General features: G+C 57.1%; 14 protein-coding genes, 2 pseudogenes and 1 other annotated feature. Of the genes and pseudogenes, 6 read left to right on the forward strand and 10 right to left on the reverse strand.

Annotated elements, in window-relative coordinates:
• Position 1 precedes the first annotated feature (1 nt).
• Positions 2 to 2,041, forward strand: a complete 2,040-nt coding sequence (locus tag IEX75_RS11615; RefSeq protein ID WP_229720792.1) for an RHS repeat-associated core domain-containing protein — start codon at positions 2 to 4, stop codon at positions 2,039 to 2,041.
• Positions 2,042 to 2,607: 566 nt separating this feature from the next.
• Here the strand turns inward: IEX75_RS11615 and IEX75_RS11620 are convergent.
• Positions 2,608 to 3,813: pseudogene (locus IEX75_RS11620) on the reverse strand (IS3 family transposase).
• Positions 3,432 to 3,548, reverse strand: a sequence feature (AL1L pseudoknot). It overlaps the preceding pseudogene by 117 nt.
• Positions 3,814 to 3,945: 132 nt before the next feature.
• Here IEX75_RS11620 and IEX75_RS11625 point away from each other — a divergent pair.
• Positions 3,946 to 6,018: a Rossmann-fold NAD(P)-binding domain-containing protein gene (locus tag IEX75_RS11625; RefSeq protein WP_188794509.1), complete on the forward strand. Its 2,073-nt coding sequence runs from the start codon at positions 3,946 to 3,948 to the stop codon at positions 6,016 to 6,018.
• Positions 6,019 to 6,045: 27 nt separating this feature from the next.
• On the opposite strand, the pseudogene IEX75_RS24450 reads toward IEX75_RS11625, so the two are convergent.
• The 3 genes and pseudogenes from IEX75_RS24450 to IEX75_RS11640 form a co-directional block, all read right to left on the reverse strand.
• Positions 6,046 to 6,234: pseudogene (locus tag IEX75_RS24450) on the reverse strand (phage virion morphogenesis family protein); the annotation flags it as partial.
• A 163-nt stretch (positions 6,235 to 6,397) separates the two neighbouring features.
• Positions 6,398 to 7,234, reverse strand: a complete 837-nt coding sequence (locus tag IEX75_RS11635; protein ID WP_188794510.1) for an addiction module antidote protein — start codon at positions 7,232 to 7,234, stop codon at positions 6,398 to 6,400.
• The gene (locus tag IEX75_RS11640) at positions 7,231 to 7,818 is read right to left on the reverse strand and encodes a ComF family protein (RefSeq protein ID WP_188794511.1); all 588 of its coding nucleotides are present in this window, start codon (positions 7,816 to 7,818) and stop codon (positions 7,231 to 7,233) included. The genes IEX75_RS11635 and IEX75_RS11640 overlap by 4 nt, the downstream gene beginning before the upstream one ends.
• A 727-nt stretch (positions 7,819 to 8,545) precedes the next feature.
• Here IEX75_RS11640 and IEX75_RS24150 point away from each other — a divergent pair.
• The gene (locus IEX75_RS24150) at positions 8,546 to 10,405 is read left to right on the forward strand and encodes a beta propeller lectin (RefSeq protein WP_229720793.1); all 1,860 of its coding nucleotides are present in this window, start codon (positions 8,546 to 8,548) and stop codon (positions 10,403 to 10,405) included.
• A gap of 505 nt (positions 10,406 to 10,910) precedes the next feature.
• Here IEX75_RS24150 and IEX75_RS11650 read toward each other — a convergent pair.
• Positions 10,911 to 11,183, reverse strand: a complete 273-nt coding sequence (locus IEX75_RS11650) for an XAC0095 family protein (protein WP_188794512.1) — start codon at positions 11,181 to 11,183, stop codon at positions 10,911 to 10,913.
• Between the two features lie 790 nt (positions 11,184 to 11,973).
• Here IEX75_RS11650 and IEX75_RS11655 point away from each other — a divergent pair.
• Together IEX75_RS11655 and IEX75_RS11660 are read left to right on the forward strand one after the other, a co-directional pair.
• Positions 11,974 to 12,513 (forward strand): cytochrome b, encoded by a 540-nt coding sequence (locus IEX75_RS11655; protein ID WP_188794513.1) that lies wholly within the window; start codon positions 11,974 to 11,976, stop codon positions 12,511 to 12,513.
• 224 nt (positions 12,514 to 12,737) lie between these two features.
• Positions 12,738 to 13,874, forward strand: coding sequence for an L-lactate dehydrogenase (locus tag IEX75_RS11660; protein ID WP_188794514.1), 1,137 nt, complete (start codon positions 12,738 to 12,740; stop codon positions 13,872 to 13,874).
• Positions 13,875 to 13,895: 21 nt separating this feature from the next.
• Here IEX75_RS11660 and IEX75_RS11665 read toward each other — a convergent pair whose 3' ends face one another.
• From IEX75_RS11665 to IEX75_RS11675, 3 genes are all read right to left on the reverse strand, one after another.
• Complete coding sequence (locus IEX75_RS11665) at positions 13,896 to 15,299, reverse strand: GGDEF domain-containing protein (RefSeq protein WP_188794515.1); 1,404 nt, start codon at positions 15,297 to 15,299, stop codon at positions 13,896 to 13,898.
• Positions 15,300 to 15,936: 637 nt separating this feature from the next.
• The gene (locus IEX75_RS11670) at positions 15,937 to 16,227 is read right to left on the reverse strand and encodes a hypothetical protein (protein ID WP_188794516.1); all 291 of its coding nucleotides are present in this window, start codon (positions 16,225 to 16,227) and stop codon (positions 15,937 to 15,939) included.
• A gap of 68 nt (positions 16,228 to 16,295) precedes the next feature.
• Positions 16,296 to 17,690 carry a sensor domain-containing protein gene (locus IEX75_RS11675; protein WP_188794517.1) on the reverse strand — a complete coding sequence of 465 codons (1,395 nt, stop codon included), beginning with the start codon at positions 17,688 to 17,690 and terminating at the stop codon, positions 16,296 to 16,298.
• A gap of 349 nt (positions 17,691 to 18,039) precedes the next feature.
• Here IEX75_RS11675 and IEX75_RS11680 point away from each other — a divergent pair, with 349 nt between their 5' ends.
• Entirely contained in the window at positions 18,040 to 19,686 is a 1,647-nt protein-coding gene (locus tag IEX75_RS11680) for an MASE1 domain-containing protein (protein ID WP_188794518.1), read from the forward strand.
• 43 nt (positions 19,687 to 19,729) lie between these two features.
• Here IEX75_RS11680 and IEX75_RS11685 read toward each other — a convergent pair whose 3' ends face one another.
• Both IEX75_RS11685 and IEX75_RS11690 read right to left on the reverse strand, forming a co-directional pair.
• Positions 19,730 to 19,954, reverse strand: coding sequence for a hypothetical protein (locus tag IEX75_RS11685; protein ID WP_188794519.1), 225 nt, complete (start codon positions 19,952 to 19,954; stop codon positions 19,730 to 19,732).
• A 217-nt stretch (positions 19,955 to 20,171) separates the two neighbouring features.
• Complete coding sequence (locus IEX75_RS11690; RefSeq protein WP_229720794.1) at positions 20,172 to 23,063, reverse strand: TonB-dependent receptor; 2,892 nt, start codon at positions 23,061 to 23,063, stop codon at positions 20,172 to 20,174.
• Positions 23,064 to 23,271 lie beyond the last annotated feature (208 nt).

Here is a 23,271-nt window from a genome sequence, read left to right on the forward strand (position 1 = left end):
CATGACGGTAAGGAAGAAACCACTGGCCGGCATCATGCTCGGCGTGGCAATCGCCATCTGTGCGTCACCAGTGGCCGCACAAACCGCCAATACCAAGACCACCTATACCTACGATGCCCTGGATCGCGTTACCCAGGTGACCGACCCCAGCGGCCTCAACACGACTTATCAGTACGACGGCCTGTCGGATGAAACGCAGCTCACCGGCCCCGATACCGGCGTCACGGCCAAGACCTATGACACCGCCGGCAACGTTCTGACCACCAAAGACGCCAACGGCAACACGGTCACTTACACCTACGACGCCAACGATCGTCGCCTGAGTGCCAGCTACGCCGATAGCACCCAGAACATCACCTACACGTACGACGAGCCCAACAGCGTCACGGGTTGCACTACGTCATACCCCATCGGCCACTTGACGCGGGTGATCGAAAACGCCGTCACCACGGTGTTCTGCTACAACGCCCAGGGCTACGTGATCCAGAAGAGCCAGACGGTCAACGGGCAGACGGATGTGACGAGCTACACCCGCAGCCCGGGCGGCAAGATCCTGAGCATCACGCATCCCAGTGGAGACCAGGTCACCTACAGCTACGACACGGACGGTCACGTCAGTGGCGTCACGGCTACGACAGCTAGCGGTACGAGCACCCTGGTCAGCAACGTCACCTATCTGCCGTTCGGGCCGGTGAGCGGCTACACGCTCGGTAACGGCCAAATCATCACACGCACTTACGATGCCAACTACCGGCTGACGGACCTCGTCAGTCCGGCGTTTACATTGCACATGGCACGCGACGCGATGGGAGATATCACAGCGATCGGCAATAGCCCAGGCGCCAACCCGGCGACCGAGACCTACAGTTATGACCCTCTGTATCGCCTAACGGCTATCACGGAAGCCGATGGCAGCACATTAGAGAGCGTGACGTATAACCCGACAGGAGATCGGCTGAGCAAAACGGGTAGTGGTCTCGCCACGGGCGCTTACAGCTATAACACCAATACTCATCAGCTGATTGCTACTGGTAACGCAACTCGATCATTGGATGCTAATGGTAATACCACGGCGATCAGTCAAGCTGGTAGCACATACGGATTTGGATACAGTGCGCGCAACCGAATGGTGGTGGCACAACTTAATCAGAACCCCATTGCGGCTTATACGTATACAGCCAATGGTGAGCGCGTAGCGAAGACCAGCGGGGGCGCTACAGAGCGATACAACTATGATGTGAATAGTCAACTGCTGGGTGAGTATGGAGTTACAAATCGAGAGTATGTCTACCTCGATGGAATTCCCGTCGCTAATCTCGATATGCAAGGTGGCGCAACATCGGTTATGTATGTCACGGCAGATCAGCTCGGTGCCCCTAGGGTAATCACTGATGGCAGCGGGAATACAGCATGGACATGGGCTTACCAAGGTAATGCGTGGGGAGAACAAGCGCCAACGGGTAACGGCTACACGTATAACTTGCGCTTTCCTGGGCAATATTATGATGTCGAGACCGGGTTCAATTACAACCTGAACAGAGATTATGACCAGTCGACAGGACGGTATATAGAAAGTGATCCAACTGGCCTGACGGGAGGATTGAGTACGTATGCGTACGCCGAAGGTCAGCCTTTGAATCTGGTTGATCAACAGGGATTGGCTACATTTTTTGGATTTTCCCCCGATCAAGAAACTAAGATGAAGAACGCGATCGATGAGGCGAAGGAGAAGCTAAGGAATTGTGATTTAGGTAATTGCAAGAACAAGCCAAATAGCAAAGAGCGCATAATCTCCAATCTCGACAACGCAGCATATGTGTATACGCCAAACCTTGGAGCTTGCGGCCTGTCGGGAAGATTTCCATTTGCAAGGAAGATTAAGATTGGGGACGGAGCCTTTGATTGGGGACGTTGCTGTGACCTATCTTCTACGCTTGCGCACGAAGCAAATCACCTTGGGTCCCCGGGATCCAGTGGTAGCGAGGGCGCCAGCCAAGATATCGAATCAACCTGCTTTAACTGTCCAAGGGCGAGGCAATGAGAATTAGAGCCATATTTCTTATCCTCTTCGTCGCTTTCCTATCGGCATGTACTACTGTTGACGGAGAGTATGTCCAGACGGAGGGGGCCAAAATCGACTACCAGAAGGTGGATAAATTGACAAAGGGTGTTAGCACCATATCTGAAACGGTTACAGCGCTCGGAGAGCCATCGCGGCGATATGTAGGTGCTGGTGATGTCGACGTTCTTGAGTATGTGTCAGTTAAAACCCGTGAGAGTTACGAGAAAACTTTGGGATTTATTCATGACAAGGAGACTCAGTCGCTGCGTGAGACGCTAACGCTTACCTTCGAGCATGGTGTGCTTTCATCAAAGGAAGAGAAGTCAGCAAAGGAGTAGGCAAAGAAGTCGCCGTTGATCTCCGTAGGGTCCGGTCAGCGGCTACATCTTGTCATCGCCTACATCGTCCATAGCAGTGTGATCACTCGCTACAGCCTTATTTTCTAACTATAGCGATGTCAGGTAGCCACCATTGCCATCGAGCTTGTGCGTGGCCTTAGCCACGATTGAACCGCCCCGGTTTTGCCGGAGGCTGTTTGATTTGAGTCACGCTGCTTCGCGCAGTGCGCTCTGGGGCTGATAGTAATCGGCTTCTGCCTGCGCAGGTGTGCGGTAACCGATCGACGAGAGCAAGCGTCGATGGTTATACCAGTCCACCCACGCCAGCGTAGCCAGTTCAACATCTTCCATGTGTGACCAAGATCGACGGTGAATGACTTCGGCTTTGTAAAGTCCGTTGATGGTTTCAGCCAGGGCGTTATCGTAAGAATCGCCCACACTGCCAACCGATGGCTCAATACCCGCCTCGGCCAGTCTTTCGGTGTAGCGAATGCTGACGTATTGCGACCCGCGATCGGAGTGATGAATCAACACTTGTCGAGTCGGCCGTCGATCACACAGCGCTTGCTCCAGCGCATCTAGCACGAAGTCTGTGTGGGTCGTGCGCGACACCCGCCAGCCAACAGTGCGACGGGCGTAGACGTCGATCACGAAGGCCACGTAGACGAAGCCCTGCCACGTCGACACGTAGGTATAATCGCTACCCACAGCTGGTTTGGACGCTCAGCACGGAACTGCCGGTTCATCCGGTTCAGCGGCGAGAGCATGGTCTTGTCGCTAAACGTGGTGCGCACTACGCGGCCACGGATGACACCCTGCAAGCCAAGGCGGCGCATCAGCCGCTCGACCGTGCAACGCGCCACAGTGAAGCCCTCGCGCCGGAGTTGCCGCCACACCTTACGTGCATCGTAGACCTGGAAATGCTCGGCCCATATGCGCTGGATCGCCAGCGACAGATCTTCATCACGTTTGGCTCGTGCGCAACGCTCATCCGGATGCTGGCGTTCGGCCACGTGGCGGTAATACGTCGACGGAGCAATCGGCAACACGCGGCAGATCGGCTCGACCCCATAGACAGCGCGGCGATCGTTGACGAAGGCGATCATGGTTTGGATCGGCGGTCGAGCTCCGCCTGGGCAAAATACGCGGACGCCTTGCGCAGAATCTCGTTCGCTTGGCGCAGCTCCCGGACCTCCCGCTCCAGCGCCTTCATGCGCTCATGGTCAAGCCTTGGCGCTTCTTGGCACGGACCTGTGCCTTACGCACCCAATGGTGCAACGTCTGCGGCGTGCAGCCGAGCTTGGCGGCCATCGATTGGATCGTGGCCCATTCCGACGGGTGGTCAGGCAGGTGCCCGCGCACCAGCCGCACCGCTCGCTCGCGAACTTCCTTGGAATACTTTTGCTTCGTCATGGCTCCATCTTCTCAAGATTGGGAGCCTCCGATGAAGCCGGGGCGGTTCAAACTGTGGGATATTATTGGTTACAAGATCTTTTTAGTCTTTCCAGTGGCAATGGTAAGTCAAAAACAGCTCGGGGGCTGACTATGGATGTACAGACCTTTCGCAAAATCGTTGATCGGACGCCAGCGCTGATTGGACCTCACCAAGCTAGTTTGGAACGACTTTATTCCTACGTGGGTTTGGACTACCAAACTACGCAGCAGCAGCTTGATACCGTTAACAAGGCACTCTACAAAAAGGTTTGTGATGCTTTCACGAGCGGTCACGCAGAAGCGTGGCGTCTTTGTCGAAGTGTCAAAGCAGACCTGATCCGAGAGCATGTCATTCTCGGGACCCCATTGGACCCTTACTTTGAAGTTGTAAATCATTTGCAGGACGCTCTGCGTGCCAAGTCTGATCAGTCCGGTGACGTTACTGGCGATTGGGAAGCTGCCATTCGTGCAGCTCGTGACCATATCGAAGTAAGCATTTGGAGAGAGTCAAACCACCAGAATATCTATGCACGCGAATTTGCCGTGGCTAGGGCGGGAAAGTATCTCAAGGAACAGGGGTACGCTATTCAGTTAAAGCCAGACTTCATCGCTTTAGAAGAGGCATCTGAAATTGCACTGGTTGCGGAGATAGAGAAGCTCGTGTCCAAAATGGGAGGGCTCAATATTGCGAGAAAGGTTTTTTCTCTATTGTCTCAAGCATATGACCCTGACATGCAGAGATATCACATTGTTCCTGGTATCTCGGTAACAGGCGGTGGTCAACCGCATGTCCCTTGGGGATATCTCTTGCAGCTCGCTGTTAAACATATCAATGGGACGAAGCCGTATCTAGATCTGGATGCCCATTGGCCGCGTTTGATAAACCTGGTGATGGCATATGCTGCTGTAATCGACGTCCAACCATACGGTCATTCTGCTTGGCAAAGCTTTGACGTGAAGGGCCTCCTCAAATTTCTTCAAGAGCAAGCACTTTACGATTCGATTTTTCGCTTTCCTCAGCTACGTAGCTCGGATGTGCTAAAGCTATGTAGGGGAGCACTGAGCTTTTTGGACGACGCATCTCTTACACCTGGTGGCTGGTCCCTTGCTGATGCTTTCGAGGTGATCGGCTATCTTGTCGACCCAGTGCATGACATCAGAGGGCCAATGATTGTGGCTGAGACTGATATAAGACGTGCACTTTCCCATGTTCCAAAAGATAGAGTAAGTACCATTCTCCGGGACGTGCTTTCCCATCCCATGGAGGGACCCAATCAAGGATTTTCTCGGCCGATAGATGCGCCAACGCCAACTGATAGCAAAAAAGGCGCTGACTTCTATCTTAAGCCTCTCATTCGCCGTTCGGGTGGCTGCTACCTGCTGGTCGATCGATCAATGTGCGGGTGGGGATATCTCGAAGCGCTGCTGTCCGCTTTACGAGAAAACTATGATGAGTTTGACAACAAAGTTGGGTTGGCGATCGAAAGCTTCGTCAGGGCCGAGCTTGTTGCTCATGGAGTTCCTACGACCAGCGGCAAGTACGATTTCGGTGGTGAGGAGGGCGAATGCGACCTAGTGGCCATCACATCCAAAACCCTCATATTCATGGAATTGAAAAAAAAGTCGCTTACCCGACGAGCTAGGGCTGGATCAGATGCTGATCTACTATTAGACCTCGCCGGCAGTTTGCTCTCCGCTCAGACCCAAGCGGGCTGGCACGAATTGCGGATTAGTCAAGCTGGATCGCTAGATTTAGCTCAAGGCCAAAGTCGCAGCCATCTTTCACTTGATGGGCGCGGAATTGAAAAAATAGGCGTCGGATTGTCCGATTTTGGCAGCTTCCAGGATCGGATAATGTTGAAGCACTTCCTCGAGAAGATGCTCAATGTGGAATTCAATTCACCCGACCCGATCTATGGCGCCCGCTTTACGGCGATGAACAGATCTCTCAAGAAATTTCGAGATCAATATTCGGCAGCTCACCGAGGTGAGACCGAGGTCCATCAGCCATTTTTTAATTGTTGGTTTGTTAGCGTCCCACAGCTCCTTATATTTCTTGATGAAGTAAGTGGGGCGGACAGCTTCAGGGATACGCTTTGGAAATATCGGCATATAACATTCGGAACGTCTGATCTGTATTTCGAAGTTTCAAAGATCAGATCGGTAAAGGCTGCTGCGGCTTAGGTCGGCGTCGCATCTGCAACAGGCCGTTTAGTTTTGCAGGAATTCCGATACTCGATTTCGAATTATTTCACGGTCCATCGCCGTCAATCCCATCAACGGACGCGCCGGATATTTCGCCATGGGGCCGTGCTGTGTGACGCGATCCGTGCCGCCTTCCTGAAGCACACGCGCAAGACGCGCGACGCGACCGAAGAAACCGACTTCGGCGCCTTCGGCGGTGACGTTGGCTTTCGGTCAGCGCGCCAAGTGCTGGGATTTCATCCCAGCCAACACTGCATACCCTAAAAGACCTTCCCACCACGCTGGATAGTCACGCTTTACTCTGTGTAGAGGGTGGTGGCGGCCGTGGCGTTTGGTTGGTGCCACTTTCAACCGTTCTTCAATCCGTCTGAGGTGGTTGCGCATTGAGGCGCACACCAAATTCAGAAAGTATCTTCAAAACAGTGGCAAAGCCTGGATTGACTTCGCTACCAAGCGCGCGTTCGAGGCTCTCCTGGCCCAAGCCAGTGTCTTTTGCGAGCTTGGTTACACCATGGACTTTCGCCAACTTGCCAATCGCTTCCAAGGCAGCTGCTGCATCACTCATGGCCAGCGCGGCATTTAGAGAGTCGAGTAGGTCCCGCTCCGTTGGATTTGCAGGGGTTTCGGATTTAACCGCGACTGATTTGAAGAAGCTGGCTTGCTGGTTTGGCTGCCACTCTTCGGGCGTTGCACGTTCGCGCAGATCATGCAGGAACTCGCTGCTGCACTGGCTCAAGAATGTATCCCAATCGCTTTGCGTCTTGATGTTGATTGCGCGCTTTTCAGGAACGCTAAAAAGCACGGCGATCTTGCCTGCGCGCACCAGGCGCAGCACGTTGAGAACAGTTCCCGGGCTCTTGCCGTCCCAGATCATCAAGCCGAAATCGGCTTCTTGAGCCATTTCCCGGTCTTTCGCCGCGTAGAACTGAAAACCCTTCTGGTTCTTGGGCACATCGACTCTACGCGTTTGCCACTGTCCGAGATTGTTCCGGAAAGTTTCGCCGGAACAAAAAACGGTCACTTTGTTGTATGCCGCATCGTGGAAGTATTTTTGGACTGCTTTGTCTGCACCATTAGCGTCGCCGACGATGACGCAATGACCGCTGCTGATCACGTTATCGAGGCGATGCTTCACCTCGGGCGGAAGACGGGAGACGTGTCGTGATCCGCCAATGAAAATGGTGTTCGGTTTCAATGATTACTCCGCGTCTTGGTGATGGTGAGTGCACATACATCTTGTGCACTACCGCCATTCAAGAGGACGTCGGTGATTGCATTCATAGTGGTGCCTGACCGGAACAGATCGTCGAACAGGAGTATGCGCTTGCCGGCTGTGTGAGTGGGATTGACAGTGTATAGGCCAGCGACGAGTGCTTGGCGCTGGGCTGGATTGGTGATGCTTTTCAATTGCGCAGAGTGACGGGTGGTGGTAACACAGTTCACTACGCGAAGGCCTATCGCTTCCCCAATGCCGTTGGCCAGCAATAAGACCGGCTGGATTCGACGATAGCTCGATGGTGGCACAGGAACCATGATATCGAAGTTGGCGCGGGTCTGACGAAGAAAATTAGCGGCAGTTTCAATGATGCCTGCTGCTGCTGACTCATTTTGTCGATATTTGAGTTGATACAGCAGCTCTGCAATTTCTGGGCGAGTGGTGTCGAACTGCATGCGGCCGGCAGCGTCGGGTCCCATTGGGACGCTGCTGGTTGTGTGGAGATCCAAAGCGATACCTCTTCGCCAACGCCCCTCAATTCTTTGAGGATTGATTCCGACCATGGACAGCCCCTCCGGTGAGCCTGACGAGGGGACTCTAATCGAGGATTACATGAGCGGCAATTCCTGCTTCCCGCTGCGTTGGCGCTAATGGGAGGTAGCCCCTGCAATCATCTAGTAGCACCTAGGGTGGTAAAAAATAACCACATTAGGGGATAGCCAGGCTCTAGCGCGGTCGTCCCTCCTCGCCTACGCGCTTCCTCCCTCGCTTTTGATGCAGACGACGTAGGCGGCAGCGCGAGGTTGCGTAGCGGCTTCGCGGGGGAGGGTAGCCACGGCCGTCGCGACGCGGATTAAAGCACTAAGTTGCAGCACGTTTGCAAAGCAAACAGCTGTACCATTTACATAGCCTGCACCACCCCAGTGTTGCTCCATCGCTAACACCTAACCCATGTCCTTAATTCCAGAGGAAGCATTACGGAACTACCGATTTGGGTTGGATACGCTCCATGCTTGCTAAGCAATGCCTTACACCTGTGTTTTTTCAGTACAAGGGGCAGAAGGTTAGGCGGCAAACGGATAGCAATGCACATATCGCATTGTGCATATAAAGGGATGCAGCGAGCTACGGTTTTGCGGACGGCACCTCGTTCCACTCGTGGCTTCCATGGCTGTAATAGAAAACTGTGCTCAGTGGCGCTTTTTTGATTGTCAGCGGCAGAAGCGGACAGTTGGATCTGATCGGAAATCCCGACTTTCTTACGTGCAACCATCAGCAAAGGAGGCATTTATGGGTGACGTCAAAGCACCGGCCGGCGGGCTGGCCAGCAACTCGAACTATCTGATCAACAGTGACTGCAGCGCAGTGACTGGGCTTACGGTTTCCATCAAAATCACGCAGGAGATATTTGTCCCTCTAGGGATGAGTTTCCAGCTAAACGCGTACTCGGCTCAGAACGCGAACTGCGTCTACCAGCAATACGTGTTCATGTTTGTCGTCTCTTCGGGCGGCAATCCCAGCATCAATTGGATGATCGACAACTGGCCGTCGGCCAACTATGGGCAACAGCTAAAACTTCCGCCGAACTTCAACTTCATCAACCATCAGGGGCAGCTATTTAAAATGGGCAGTGCAACGCCCACCCTGCCGGCTGGTTACAGCTTGACCATCGCCCTAGCAAATGATGGGGCGGGTAATGTCACCGGTGTGACATTTAGTATGGACGACGGCCACGGCCACACGCCTAGTACAGGGTTGATCGACTTGCTTGGCCTTCCGGTGACGGGCTCTCCTACCGGAGCGAAGGTCGACTCGACCGGCCTGGCGCCCATCCATGCTTTTGAGCTCAACGTCGTCGGCCAAGATAATGGTGAGGTGACCCTGCTGCAGAGCGGCGCGGGGACTATCACTTATGCTGCAACCAGCCCCCTGACGGTGTCGAACAACCTGCCCGATTGCGTCTCGGCCGCAGGCACAGTGACGGAGGAGACTTCCAACTCCGCTTATGGCGGTCTGCCTGCTGGACCGAGCACCTCGACGACGCAGAGCTTCAATGCGCCTCAGCCGGCGATTTCTCCGGGTGCGTATCTTGCATCCTCTCAGCGGTTCGGAGCTGCGGCGCAGACAGAAGTCTATGTGATTGGGGTGGCCGGCCAGCTGCAGCAGTTTCAGGTCACGGGGACGGGGAACTGGAGCGGCCCGACCGGTTACGGGCCGGGTGGGTTGGCCCCCTCAGGTGCGGCAGTCGCTGCTTCGGAACAGTTCGGTGGAGGCGGTCAGACAGACGTGTTCACCATCGGGAACAACGGCCAACTGCAGGTCTATTGGGCGAAGGCGAACGGCGGCTTCAACGGACCGGTCCCGATCGGCCCTGCGGGTTTTGCCCCTGCGGGCGCGCACCTGGTAGCAAGCCAGGAGTTCTCCATCGCCAATCAGACCGACGCCTTTGTGGTGGCCAAGTCAGGACAGCTGTCGGTGTTCTCAGTGCAGAGCCTAGGTAACTGGAGCAGCCCGAGAGCGATCGGTCCGTCCCATTTTGCTCCGCCCGGCGCTGGGTTGGCCGCAGGCCCACAGTTCGGCTGTCCGAATCAGACCAATGTTTGGGTGGTGGACAGCACGGGCCGCCTGGTCGTGTTTTGGACCAATCAGCCAGGACAGTGGAATGGTCCCGTGCCAATCAGTGCTGCAAGCTTCGCCCCACCCGGCGCGCGCCTAGCGACTAGTCAGCAGTTCGGCTGTGACAACCAGACCAATGTCTGGGTAGTGGACAGCACCGGGCGTCTGGTCGTGTTTTGGGTTGAGAACGCGGGGACCTGGAACGGCCCCGTGGCGATCAGTGCACCGGGCTTCGCACCTCCGGGGGCCTGCGTGAGCGTGATCCAGCAATTCGGCTGCGACAACCAGACCGATGTATTTGTGGTCGACGTGAATGGACGGATGAACGTGTTCTGGGTCGAGAATGCCGGATCATGGAATGGTCCGGTGCAGTTGAGCCCACCGGGTTTCGCGCCCCCTGGTTCACCGGTGACGAGCTCGCAGCAATTTGGTGCAAGCAACCAGACCGACCTGTTCTGTGTGAACAACGCCGGACTATCGACGGTCTCTTGGGTCCAGTCGGCTGGTTCATGGGGTGGGCCCGCGCTTCTGTGACGGCATTAGTGAGCAACGTCAGTCGCCCCGACCGCTTCTTCTCGATGATGTGTTCTCTGTTCCGCCCATCGAATCCAGGGTTTGAGACTAGCCGAATTCACCAGGTATCTGGTTTGGTTTCGCCCGGTGGATCCTTTCGCGCTGGACAGAAGGCCCTGCGATCTCGCTCTGATCGCCTGAATAAGGTGGTCACCAATTTCCAGCAGATCACGGGTGCTTTTCACCAACCGATACATAGCAAAAGTGGCGCCCATGTCTTGGCTTCATCATCTTTGTTCTACAGGTGATTTGAATTCGGCGAAACACTCCATTTTTACTCGACGTCATTCCCGCGAAAGCGGGAATCCATTTTGGGGATGCATCAGAGCAAGATGGATTCCCGCTTTCGCGGGAATGACGGCCATGAGGGTTCGTGTATCTCTGGACATCAGTGGGAGAAAGCTTGAATGACGAGCTCAGGCATCAAGCCCTGCCATCCACGTTGATAAACAAAATGCTTTCTCTGTCACTGCTCCGTCTGGCTTTGCACTCCAAGCCAATTCTCATCGCCTAGCCTCTCCAACACCTCATCAATCTTCATGTTGATCGCCTCAAAGATGAAATAGAGCTCGGCACGGCCGATGGTTATCGTGGCGTCGCCGTTCTCGGCGTTGTCGTCGTTATAGGTGATGTGTGCCATCAGGGTCAGCATGTCCTGCAGTTGTTTAAGGGTTTCGTAGCCGTCTCGGGACAATAGATAGAGGTGCGGGCCGCAGGGCTCGCCTTGCATGTTTTCCATGGTGTTCTCCACACGCTTAGGTCACGCCGCGTATTGCGCGCGGCGTGAAGGGCTTCAGGAAAAATCCTGCTTGTTTTGTCGGAATCAGCTGCTTCCGTTTCGACAAGTGCCCACTTCGGCCCGACGTCGCGCAGCCTGCGCGGCGGAGAAGTAGGGGGAATGCACCAAGGTGGGAGCACGAAGATGTGCGGGTGCTTTATGATCGGGGGCAACCATGATCACTCCTAGTTAGTTGGTTGTGGCCAGCGGATCGTTTGGGGTCCTAAGCCCAGGCGATCCGCGCTACTTCTCACATGTCGGGCGTGTCGCAAGTCATCATCATTTCGGATGGGCACGCCCGACTACCGCACCTTCGCATGAAATGCGTTGCGCTATCTGTCGGTGCTGAGTGATTCGACGCGTTGGCGAATGCCTACTTGGTGGATGCCAAGGATGACGCCGAAAACCGTTGCCTTTATTTGCCCCACTGCCGCAAGCGAGTGATGTTGATGATCTCGACATCCATGCTCATAAGCGCGTACGAGTTATTTCCTATCCGTAAAACCTCGCACAACCCGAATCTCAACGGCGTGCTCGCTGGCTGGCCCTGAGTTTCCGCAATGGTCTACATCATCGTTGGGGAGAAGTTCCTTGCCCGCATAGTCTTCACCGAGCGAGATTCTTAGCCGAATCTTAGGGCGCAAGTGCCAGTCACGAGAATTATTCGGCCGGTTTGTTTACTGCAACAATGGGGATGGTAATCTCGGCGCTTGCCCGCCTGATGATCCACCCTGATACCAAGGAGCTTCCGATGTCTTCGACGGCACCTGGCCGTTATGCGCCTGCATTGCGCTGGCTGCATTGGATCATCTTCGTGTTCGTGCTGATCGCTTATGTTGCGATCAATCTGGATGACGTGTTCCCGCATGGGAGCAGCGCCCGCAGCAACGTCAAGGCGGCGCATTTCCTTGCGGGTATCGCCGTACTGTTGTTGGCCTTGCCTCGTATGGCGGTGCGTTTTGCGCATAGCGCGCCACCCATCCAGCCGCCCATGGATCGCTGGAGCTATGCGCTCAGCAAGATTACGCATCTTGCGCTTTATCTGTTTCTTATCGTGCAGCCGATCATGGGCATCATCACCCTGCAGATCTCGGGCAAGCCAATCGTTATCTTCGGTGTGACGGTGCTGCCTGCGGTGTTTGGTCCTGGTAACCGAGCGTTGGGCAACCAGTGGGAGGACATCCACGGCACGGTGGGCACGGTGTTTTACTACGTGATCGGGTTGCATATTCTGGCCGCGCTCTGGCATCACTTCGGCCGCAAGGACAACACGCTACGGCGGATGCTCTGAGCAAGGGCCGTTGGTCAAGATTCAAAGCCAGGTTTTGTGCTTCGTGCCCGGGAAGGGGTTTACCTCAAGGTAGGCCCCTTTTTAATGGAAACTCTCGGTCTTTTAACTTGCGTAGGGTTCATACATAGCCAGTCATTCGCGTACAAGCTGGAAATACTGCGCTACGTCACTATTGCCCCTAACAAGCGGCGCTTGATGATCGCTTCCCGACGCGAGGAACCAGCGTGATCATCGCTAACATCGACGACTATCGCAAACAATGCGAAGCCCGGCTTCCTCCCTTCCTGTTTGACTACATCAGTGGCGGTTCTTACCAGGAGAACACGCTGCGCGCGAATATGGCGGAGCTGCAGGCGACGCTGTTGCGCCAACGCGTGATGGTGGACGAATCGCATCTCAATCTGTCGATTCCGTTGTGGGATCAGGCGTTGTCACTGCCGATCGTGCTCGGGCCTGTGGGCATGGCCGGCATGTACTCAAGCCGTGGCGAAGTCAAAGCGGCTAACGCGGCCCATGCGGCGGGCATTCCGTTTACGCTGTCGACGATGGGTGTGTGCGATGTGCATGAGGTCGCGCAAAAAACCGGCGTTCCGCCGTGGTTCCAGCTCTACATGCTGAAAGACCGTGGCTTCGTCAAAAGCGTGATCGAACGATCTGTTGCCGCGGGCTCGAAGGTATTGGTCTTCACCGTGGATCTGGCGACCCCGGGGCGACGCTACAGCGCTGTGCACGATGGCATGGAGAAGGACCCGACGCTGCTGGGAATGCTGGGATTCGTCGCTCAAGGCGCCATGCACCTCCGCTGGGCCATCGACATCATGACGAAAGGCTGGCCGCTGAAGTTCGGTACGGTGGCCGAAGCGATGCCCAAGGGCGTTCCGTACGGAAAATTTGTCCACGACAATTTCGATGCATCGACAACTTGGAAAGACATCGAGTGGATACGGTCGATCTTTCCGGGAAAGATTATCTTGAAGGGCATTCTCGATCCCGAGGATGCCAAGCGCGCCGTACAGACAAATATCGATGGCATCGTCGTGTCAAATCACGGCGGCAGGCAGCTTGATAGCGTGACTTCAACGATTCGTGCGTTGCCCAAGGTGGTCGATGCCGTGCAGGGCAGCGTTCCCGTGTTCATGGACGGCGGCATTCGCTCGGGCCTGGATGTATTGAAAGCGCTGGCGCTGGGTGCCAAGGCGTGTTTCCTGGGACGCGCGTGGGCCTATGCACTGGGGGCCGCAGGTGAAGCCGGTGTGCGGGATATGTTGGACATTCTTAGAGAGGAGCTAAGAGTCGGCATGATTCTGACCGGATGCAGTGACGTCAACCGGGCTACGCCAGATTTGTTGCTCAAGGATTGACACACGCGACAGCGCAGTGGCCTAGCCGTGTTTGCCAAACTCTACGAGAGAAATGTCCGGCACAAACCAGCGAATGCAATTCCGGCCAGCGTGCTTGGCGGCGTAGAGCGCCTTGTCGGCGGCGTCCAATAATTTCTCCTTGCCAGCATGTTCACCATCGCCTCTCGCCGCCACGCCGGCGCTGGCAGTCACGACACCATAAGGGCTGCGGCGATTCTGGATTTGCAGCGCTTCGACGCGACTTCGCAATCGCTGGAGGACGTGTTCCACGGCCATTCGATCGCGGCCTGAGAACAGGACGGCGAATTCCTCGCCGCCATATCGAGCCACGGTGACGCCTGCATGCAGGCTTGTTTCTTTTTGCAGTGCACGTGCTACCGCTGCCAGGCAATCGTCACCGGCCAGGTGTCCGTAGGTGTCGTTGAAGGCTTTGAACATGTCGATGTCCACCATCGCCACGGCCAGGGGCAGGCTCAGCGTAGAGGCTCTTTCCCATTCGCGTTGGAACGTGCGGTAGAAGCCACGCCGGTTCAGCAAGCGGGTCAGGTCGTCGTGAATGATTCTTTGCTTCAATCCGCGCTGCAAATGCTTGAGTTCGCTTTCCATGTAGAGATGGTGTCCAAGCATCACGGCGACGCGTACGGCGTAGGAGGTGATGCCAAGCACCAGGGCGACAATGGCCAAGCCGGCGTTGTGACCGAACTGCACAAAGGCCAGCAGGCATAGCGCCAGGCTCAGCACGAACGGGCTGATGCTTCCCACCACGACGCGTGCTCTACGGCTCGGCCGATACCATCGCACCCACACCGTTCGCCGGCGGCTCAGCAGCAAGCCAAGCACGACGAACGGCAAGTCGATGAACAACTCGGGCACATAGGATTCGCTGGTTAGAACGAAGCGATTGTGGATGGCCGGAAAAATCAATTCCGTCCAGGCGAAAATCAACAGCACGAAGTAGAAGCGGCGCTCGTCGGCGCGCTTGGTTGCGGCAAAGCGCAAGGTTGCGCAAGCGGCCACGAACAGCGCCATCGCATCGAACATCCATATCAAGAACGAGGCAACGGAAACATTCGATGTGCCCGCGCCGATGAGCCTATGCAGCAAGGCGTAGAACAGCCCTGCAATGGCGAGGGCCAGCAAGCCATCCATGATGCTTGCCCAGCGGCGCAGCGGGCCGATCGGGCTATATACGGCTGCGATCGTCAATAGCAGGCTGTTGAGGCAGAAGTAGAGCGTTGGATCGAAGGCGACCAGGGTGCCCTCTGGATTCACCCAGGAATCGGCCAGCAGCAGGCCGAAAGCCGCCAGTTGTGCGATCAATGCCAAGGTCAGCAAAGCCCACAAGGGGCGATTGTGGGTCACGCTCATTCGCAACCGGCGTCCGCTGAGAAACAGCGTGAAGAGCAGCGTTGCGATGACGAACACATAGCTCCACGACAACACCCGCGCAGGTACGACGATGAGAACCGCTAGATGCAACGCCAGCAGTGGAGCGTAAATTTTCGGCGTTAACCCCTGGATTTTCATAAGCGCCTAAGCGGCGGGTTTGTCGGTGTGCCTATGAAATGCATTTATGGTGCCAAGGCTATTAAGGATGCAGTGAATAAATAGTCGCCTGGCGCATCCTGTTGCTTGCATCACATTTTTCGTCCCTCATACGGGCAAAAAATTGATACCCACGTCAATGCTGTTTCAGCGCGAATCGTCATGCCGGCCTTCGCCCCACTGCTATCCGTGGGAGATTTTTCTGGTACTCAGAAAACTGCCGTTCCATAGGCACTTTTTGCAAAGGAATGTAGCGAGGAACTTGTTCTCACCGGAGTCTTGAATCTTGCTTTATCGTCATTCCGGCGAAGGCCGGAATCCATCGCCAGCACGAAGCATGGATTCCGGCCTTCGCCGGAATGACGGTGAGGTACTACGACACTTCCCAGAAACCCGTGGGCCTTCGCCGGAATGACGTCAAGGTAATCTGAAAGATTACCGTTAGCTTGCGCGGCGTTCTGATTCTGCTAAGGATAAGCAACTCATCGACCAAGTCTTCTGCGATCAGGCCAGCGCGTCAGTCATTCGCCGCATCCTCCTTTCCCGGCGGCAATGCATCAGACCGTGCGGCGAGCAGCGCACGCAGGTTCTGCTCCAGCTCCGCGATGGTGAGAGGGAAATAACCGTCTTCGCCCTCTGACTTGAGCCATCCCAGTACCCGCTCCCGATTCACGTGAACATCCACCTGACGCAGGGCAGGCGCAACGTCATCGACGGCAACGTATCCGACTTGGCAGATCAACCGCCAAAGCCAGTTCATCTTCAAAGGATTGACCCCGCGGCTGAGCGGCGGCTGCTTGTAGTCCATCTCGATGCTTCCCTCTGGCGAAGGTCGGGGATGAGTGTAGCCCTCGATGCGGGCATGCCCGGGCATTTCTAGGCTTTCAGCGTTTCGCCGTTCTTGCTGAAAGCCGGTGTATCGGTCCCATCCAATGCGCAGCGTCCGTGTTTTTTCGCCGCATACATGGCGGCGTCGGCATGCCGCATCAGCTGCTTGCGGTCTTCCCCATGCTCGGGATACACGGCAATGCCGATGCTGGAGGAGATTTGCAGCTGATGGCCGTCCAGATCGAACGGCCGATTGAGCGTTTCATGGATTTTTTCGGCCACGATGGACGCATCGTCCGGCTGATGGATGCCCTGCAGCAGCACGGCGAATTCGTCGCCGCCAAGGCGCCCCACCGTGTCCGATTCACGCAGGCAGCCACGGATGCGTTGCGCCACCTCACACAGCAACAGGTCGCCGATGTCGTGGCCATGGCTGTCATTGGCCTGCTTGAACCGGTCCAGGTCGATATAGAGCACGGATAGACGCTGAGGGTCACGTCTTGCCGCGGCGAGCGCCGCTTCCAGGTGGCTGTGGAACAGCTCCCGGTTCGGCAGGCCGGTCAGTACGTCATGGCCGGCGATGTATTGCAGCCAGGTGTCGTTCTGCTTGCGTTCGATGGCCACGGCCACCTGGTTGGAGACAAACTGCAGTAGCGTCTGGTCTTCCTCGGTGTAGCGCACGTCGCCGGAATAACTCTGCACCACGATGGCGCCGATGCATCCGTTGGGGGTGGTGAGCGGTACGCCCAGCCAGTCCAGCGAATCCCGGCCCACGTAGCGAATGCTGCGGCGCAACAGGCTGTTTCGCGTGCTTGGCGTAAGCAGAATGGGGTGCCCCTCGCGGACGACCTCGCAGGTGAGCGTGCCGGCATGCAGCGGACGTGGGGCAGGCACCGGGTCGTATTCGTCGACGAAGTAGGGAAAGCTCAGTTCGTCGCGGCGGCCGTCGTACAGGGCGACGTAGAAATTCTTGGCCGGCAGCAGTTCCCCGATGATCTGGTGGATGCGCTGGAACAGGGCCAGCAGGTCCTTGGCCGTATGGGCGGACTCGGAGATGGCAAGCAGGGCCGATTGCATCGATTCGGCGCGTTTGACTTCGGTGATGTCGTGCGCGATCGCAATGCGCACCCGGTCGGTCTCCGACCAGCGCGCCGACCACATGATGTGCACCACTTTGCCGTCTTTGCGGATATAGCGGTTCTGAAAATTGAACTGGTGACGGCCGCCCATGATCTCCCGGGCCGCCTGCAGCGTGCGCTCGCGGTCGTCCGGGTGCACCAGCTCGATCATCGGCCGGCCCAGCACCTCTTCCGGTGCATAGCCGAAGATGCGCTCATAGGCCGCGCTGACGTAGAGATACCGGCCGTCCATGTCGACCACGCAGATCGCGTCGAGCAGCAGATCCACGACAGTATGTAGAGGCGGGCAGCTGTTGGTTTCCATCTCTCCGCGAAAAACGTGGCTCATGCCGGAGTGAGATGTTGGATGACATGCATGGGTCGTGCCGACGAGCCAACATCCCATTGAAAACTTCGCTTTAGCCGTCCGAGCTAGAACGTCGATCTGGAGTCTATACTTAAGGGAATCTGCAGGGTATCGGGATCTGCACGGGGATCGCTTGAGGCCGTTCCCGCATCCCCGGATTATTCCGGAGCATGATTTTGCGGTAGATGGCGGTTACACACGCATTTTACGTTTAACATTCAAAGATTGTGGCTATAGGCCGATATCAGATGTTGGCCTAACGGGGAAACGAAAAGCGTCACCACATCTCGGTCAAGGGGCACGGAGCATGGAAAAAGGGACAGGGTTTCGTGGGCGTGAATGGATCATCCAGATTGCTGTTGCGCTCGCTTATGCGCTGGCTTACTGCGCGATACGGCCATTCTCCGATGCTCACTGGTCACTGACATCGGGCTTGCGGTTTGCATGCCTGTTGCTGATTCCCTATCGCTACTGGGCTGCCCTGGCGATCGGTGAGGTGGTGCCGCTGGCCTATTCGGTCTTTGGGAATGTCGGGTTGTTCGGCGTGGTGACCGCTTCCATCTGGTCGATCCCGCCGATGGCGATTGCCATGCCCGTCGTGTGGTTCTGCCGCAGTCGACTGGCGCTGTTTCCGGCCCAACGTGTTGTCGACATGAAAGCGTTGCTCATCTGCGCGCTGGTGACGTCGCTGCTGTGGGCGACCGTCACCTACGCGGGATATCTCACCGCCACCGATCCGACCATGCACGTGACCCTGATCATGTTTGCCGGCGTCTTCGTGGGCAGCTACGTCGCGATCCTTACGCTGGCTACCTGGCCGCTATTCATCAAGGTGGCGCGCAATGGCCGCTCGGTACGGGACATGCTGATAGAGGCAACCAACAGCTCGCTCGCGTCGGATACCGTTCTGTGTGCTTTGCCGGCGCTGGTGGCGATCGCCTTCCTCAGCGCCCAGCTGGATGCAAACAGTGCAGTCGTCCTACAGATGTCGCTGTTCATCCCGGTCGCCTGGCTCACGCTGAAATATGGCTGGCGTGGCGCGGCAGCGTCAGGCCCGCTTGCCGTCGCTTGTGTTTGCGCCCTGACGCTGTCGGTTCCTGACCCGGTGGTGATACAGGCCCAGTTCTTCGTCGCCTTTGCGGTCACGTTCCTGTTTGCCATGGGCGCGCGCATCACGTCGCAGCTTCACGCGCAACAGCAGCAACGTCTATCTGTCGATAAAGCGCTCAGCGTCGCCCAGCAAGCGTTCCACCAGGGCGAGCTTCGCATGCGGCAGGCATCGGCACAGCTGGATCTTGTCGGGGGTGCGGTATCGCTGACGAATGGGCGCATTCTGCGAAACGTACAGCGCTTCCTGTCCCCGGATGAACGCGCGATCCTCGTGAGGGACGCGACACAGACCAAGGACCGCATTTTCGGGCTTGCCGAGTCGTTTCATCCCATCGCGTGGCGCGAGCGCGGATTGCCTGCAGCGCTCAAGGAAACGATTGGGCGTGTGCTTGACGAAGCGGGCATCGCTTACCGTTTCGAAATGGGCGGCCGCGGGTTGTCGAAGTTGGCGCCGTCCGTGCACCAGGCGATCTATCGCGCGGCATGCGAGGCGATCGCGCAGGTATGCACGCAACTCACCTGTTCGCAAGTTACCTTGCTGCTGCGTGGAGGCGAGTTGCATGGCCGGCGGTGGGCTGCTCTGCGTGTGGTGGGCATCAATGACGAAATGGACGTCGGCAGGTTGGCGCGCCGCATTGCGCTGTCCGGCAACATTGCGGCAAAGCTCGGCGTGAATCCGAATCAGGGGCCATCCCTGACGACACAAGCGGAGTTGTTCGACGGCATTGTGCACTCCGCCCGCAGCGCGGCGAGCAGCAGCGTTTCCGTGCTGCTTTATGATGCGCAGCACCTATGGGGAATTGAGCGAGTCCAGCCGCGTCAAGCTCAAATGTGGGTGCGTTGAAGTCATCGCAGCACCCACATCGCGCCTCCTGGCATGCCTGGCATCAGCTGCGGCGACCTCCTCCGCAGTTGTACGTGTTGCAGATCGTGTCCGTCGTTTGCGTTGCGTCGACCTGCGTTGCGCCACGCTGTGCCGTGATCGTTGTTGAACCGTTGCGGTAAACCTTGGCGGTATTCGATGCGGACGTCTGCGCAAAGGCAGTGGACGTCATGCCGATAGCGACCAGGCTGGCGAGTAGAACGTTGCGGATTTGTTGGATGCGTACCATTGGGTTTTCCCCTTCGAGAGCCGGTAGACCACCTACCGGATGGGCCGAATTTAGCAGGGGAAATAGCTGCCCAGTGACGGAACGCCTGGGCGTTGGATGGCCGAAAAACCCTCGTACAGCGGGGGTTTTTGATCCTTCACATCCGCTACACGCATGATGTCTCGCAGCAGCCCATGCCGGCGATCGCATAGCGCACGATCGCCGGCCCATGGCACTGTTAAAACGACACAGTCGCCCGCATCCAGTAATAGCGGCCGATCAAGTCATAGGTATACGCATCCGTGTTGCCATTGCTGCCCCATTGATAAAACATCGGCGGCTGTTTGTCGGAGAGGTTGTCGATGCCGGCGGAGATCGTGGTGTGGTATTTCGCCAGCGTGTAGCTGCCGGAAATGTTGTGGTACACGTAGGCGCCGATGGCGTGCACGATGCCGGGAATGTTTTCGTCCGCCGAATAGCCTTGCGAGAGATCGGTGCTGCCCACGCGGGTGCGTCCCACGTAGCGCATCGTCCAGCTCGCGCTCCACGGGCCTTTGTTCCAGTTGAGCGTGGCCAGGCCGCGCCAGCGCGGGAATTCGCCGTACACGGAGCAGTAGGAGCCGGCGCAATGCGTGACCGGCACGGCGCTGTCGCCGGGCGCGGTGTCCACGTCGTAGCGCTGCATGTAGGTGCTGGCCAGGCTGAGGTTGAACTTGCCGTAGTCCCCGGCGTTGAAGTTGTATTGAATGGTTGAATCGATGCCGCTGGCCGAGGTTTCGCCGAGGTTGACGGTAGGCAGGCTGATGTAGCTGATCTGGCCGTTGCCGGCGCGATGGATCAGGCTGCAAAGCCGATCGCTGTAGTAGCACTCGTTGAGGATGGTGGTGGGGTCCAGGCCGTCCACGATGGTGTCGCGCAATTGAATGCGCCACGCATCGGCGCTGAGCGACAGACCCGGCAGCCAGTGCGGGTCGTAAACCATGCCGTAATCGAATGAATGGCCGTATTCCGGTTTCAGGTCATAACCGGCCGCGACCGAGCCGGAGCCTCTTACGCCAAGCTGCGGGTTGCTCTGCTGGAAGCTGCCATCGGTCGGCACGTTGGCGCAGGCCTGTGGATGTCCGCCGGTGTAGCCGTTGCAGATATCGGTGGCGGCGTCGGCACCGCCTGCGGTACCGGCGAACAGTTCGTTGATGTCCGGCGCGCGGAATACCTGCGATGCAGTGCCGCGCACCAACAGGTCGGCAACCGGCTTCCATTCCAGCGCAACCTTGCTGTTGGTGGTGGTGCCGGAAAGGCTGTAGCGGGAGAAGCGCGAGCCGATGTCGATGTTCAAGGAGTGCGCGAACGGAAGATCGGCCAGCACCGGCACAAACAGTTCGCCATAAGCCTCTTTCACGTTATAGCTGCCGCTAAGCTGGGTGGCGCAGAACTCCACCACGCCGCAAAGACCGGCGTAAGGACCGTTGTTGAGGGCGATGGCCGTGGGCGTATCGGTGCCATCGGACTGCGATTCGCGTCGATAGGAAAGACCGGCGGCCAAGTTCACCGCGCCGGCGGGCAAGTCGAACAGCTCACCGTTGGCGCCTATTTCAAATTGTTCGAGCGTGTAGCGGTAGAAAGAATCGGGATTCACCACCAGTTTCCTCAAGGCCGCCACCGAGGCCGGGTCGTTGGGATTGAAGATGTTGATGGGCGTGCAATTGGCAATCGGCGCCGACGGTGTGCCGCAGGTGACCACACCGTTGCCGGACAGGAATGACGGGCCGATCGCCTGCTCGAAGGCGGAATAGTCGAGGAACCCGTTGTTGAGCGTTTTTTGCCTGACCTTGCCGTAATTGAAGTCCACGTTCCATTGCCAGCTGCTGTCGCCGAAATTGCCGCGCAAACCGGGAGTGAACTGAAAATCATAGGTCTTGTTGACGTAGGTGCGATTGCCCAGCGAGGTCAGGCGAATATCGAAATCGTTATAGCCATTGCCGGTCGTGCGATCGGTGCCGAAGTTGAGCCCGAACGGGTTGTAGTAATTGGTGGATGGAATAAAGAAATCATCCGAGTTCGCGAAGATCGGCACCGGCGCAATGATCGAAGACGCTGACGTCCGGGTATAGAACAGGTTGAAATAGGCTTCGACGTCAGGCGTGACTTTGTAGGAGCCGAACAGTGAGATGTTGGTGCGATCCTGCGGCGTGAGCAGCAAGTTGTAAGGTGCGTAGTTGTAGGAGTCGGTGGCGGAGTTGTACGGATGGTAGTCCGCCAACGTGGTGATGCCGTTCACGCCACTGTTGAGCGTGACATTGGTGCCGCTGGCATTCTGGATCAAACCCGTGGGCGTCGCCGACGAACCCACTCGCACCACTTGGCCATTGCGAAACGCCAGCGTGTAGGCCGAGTAGTCGCGTGCACCCGATGCGATCGGGTTCTGCGTCTGGTGGGTTATCGACACGATGAATTTCGCGCGCGCGCCAGACAAGCCTGCAAGCAAGTTGAAGCTGCGGCGATTGCCATCGCTGTGCGAGCTTTCACCGTAGTCGGCGCTCACTTGCACGCCCTGGTAATGGTCTTTCAGGATGAAATTCACCACGCCGCCGATCGCATCGGAGCCGTATATCGATGAAGCGCCATCCGTAAGCACCTCGACGCGTTCGATCATGTTGGAGGGAATGCTGTTGACATCGTTGTAGGCCACACGATGCCCGTTCACCAGCACCAAGGTGCGGTTGTCGCCCAGGCCGCGCAGCGAAACGGTCGACGCACCGGTGCCGCCGCCACTGTTGATGCTTGGATTGGTCGCGTTGCCCGCGACGGAAGGCAATGACTGCATCAAATCGCCCAGCGTCGGCTTGCCGCTGGCGGCAATCTGGCCGCTATCGATCGTGGTGACCGGATTGGCGGTTTCCAGATCGACACGCCGGATCAGCGAACCGGTCACCGTCACGGCCTGAAGCGTCTTGGCCTTGGTATCGGAGGTGTCGTTGCCTTGCGTTTGCGGCGTCGTGCCGGTGTCTTGCGCATGCAATGCGCCGCTTGCGAGCAGGCCAAATGCCAGCGCGACACGAATAGCCTGCGCCATCATCGGGGAACGGCGGCGCGGCGGTTGGCTGACAGAAACAGGCAGTGCATTAACCATGTTGTTTTCTCGCTGAAATGGGCGTGGCGACTGTGGTGACGGATGAAAAAGGCGCAGCACTAGCCATGCACCGGCACGCGGCGCAGACCGAAGACAAGGTTGAAAGGCTCCATGCCTGTTCGCTGCCGTCACGTGGGCGGCATGCGCAATGGTTATTCCTGATAGGTCCTTGACGACGCAGCGCACGCGCTGAACCGTTCCCCCTGAC

It is taken from the genome of Dyella nitratireducens, assembly GCF_014642835.1.
GTDB classification, from domain to species: Bacteria; Pseudomonadota; Gammaproteobacteria; order Xanthomonadales; family Rhodanobacteraceae; genus Dyella_B; species Dyella_B nitratireducens.

Bases quoted from the DNA above. Each gene is read 5' to 3' on its own strand.
- IEX75_RS11615 (WP_229720792.1), top strand. From the start codon at position 2: ATGACGGTAAGGAAGAAACCACTGGCCGGCATCATGCTCGGCGTGGCA.
- IEX75_RS11625 (WP_188794509.1), top strand. From the start codon at position 3,946: ATGGATGTACAGACCTTTCGCAAAATCGTTGATCGGACGCCAGCGCTG.
- IEX75_RS11640 (WP_188794511.1), bottom strand. From the start codon at position 7,818: ATGGTCGGAATCAATCCTCAAAGAATTGAGGGGCGTTGGCGAAGAGGT.
- IEX75_RS24150 (WP_229720793.1), top strand. From the start codon at position 8,546: ATGGGTGACGTCAAAGCACCGGCCGGCGGGCTGGCCAGCAACTCGAAC.
- IEX75_RS11650 (WP_188794512.1), bottom strand. From the start codon at position 11,183: ATGGAAAACATGCAAGGCGAGCCCTGCGGCCCGCACCTCTATCTATTG.
- IEX75_RS11655 (WP_188794513.1), top strand. From the start codon at position 11,974: ATGTCTTCGACGGCACCTGGCCGTTATGCGCCTGCATTGCGCTGGCTG.
- IEX75_RS11670 (WP_188794516.1), bottom strand. From the start codon at position 16,227: ATGGACTACAAGCAGCCGCCGCTCAGCCGCGGGGTCAATCCTTTGAAG.
- IEX75_RS11675 (WP_188794517.1), bottom strand. From the start codon at position 17,690: ATGGAAACCAACAGCTGCCCGCCTCTACATACTGTCGTGGATCTGCTG.
- IEX75_RS11680 (WP_188794518.1), top strand. From the start codon at position 18,040: ATGGAAAAAGGGACAGGGTTTCGTGGGCGTGAATGGATCATCCAGATT.
- IEX75_RS11685 (WP_188794519.1), bottom strand. From the start codon at position 19,954: ATGGTACGCATCCAACAAATCCGCAACGTTCTACTCGCCAGCCTGGTC.
- IEX75_RS11690 (WP_229720794.1), bottom strand. From the start codon at position 23,063: ATGGTTAATGCACTGCCTGTTTCTGTCAGCCAACCGCCGCGCCGCCGT.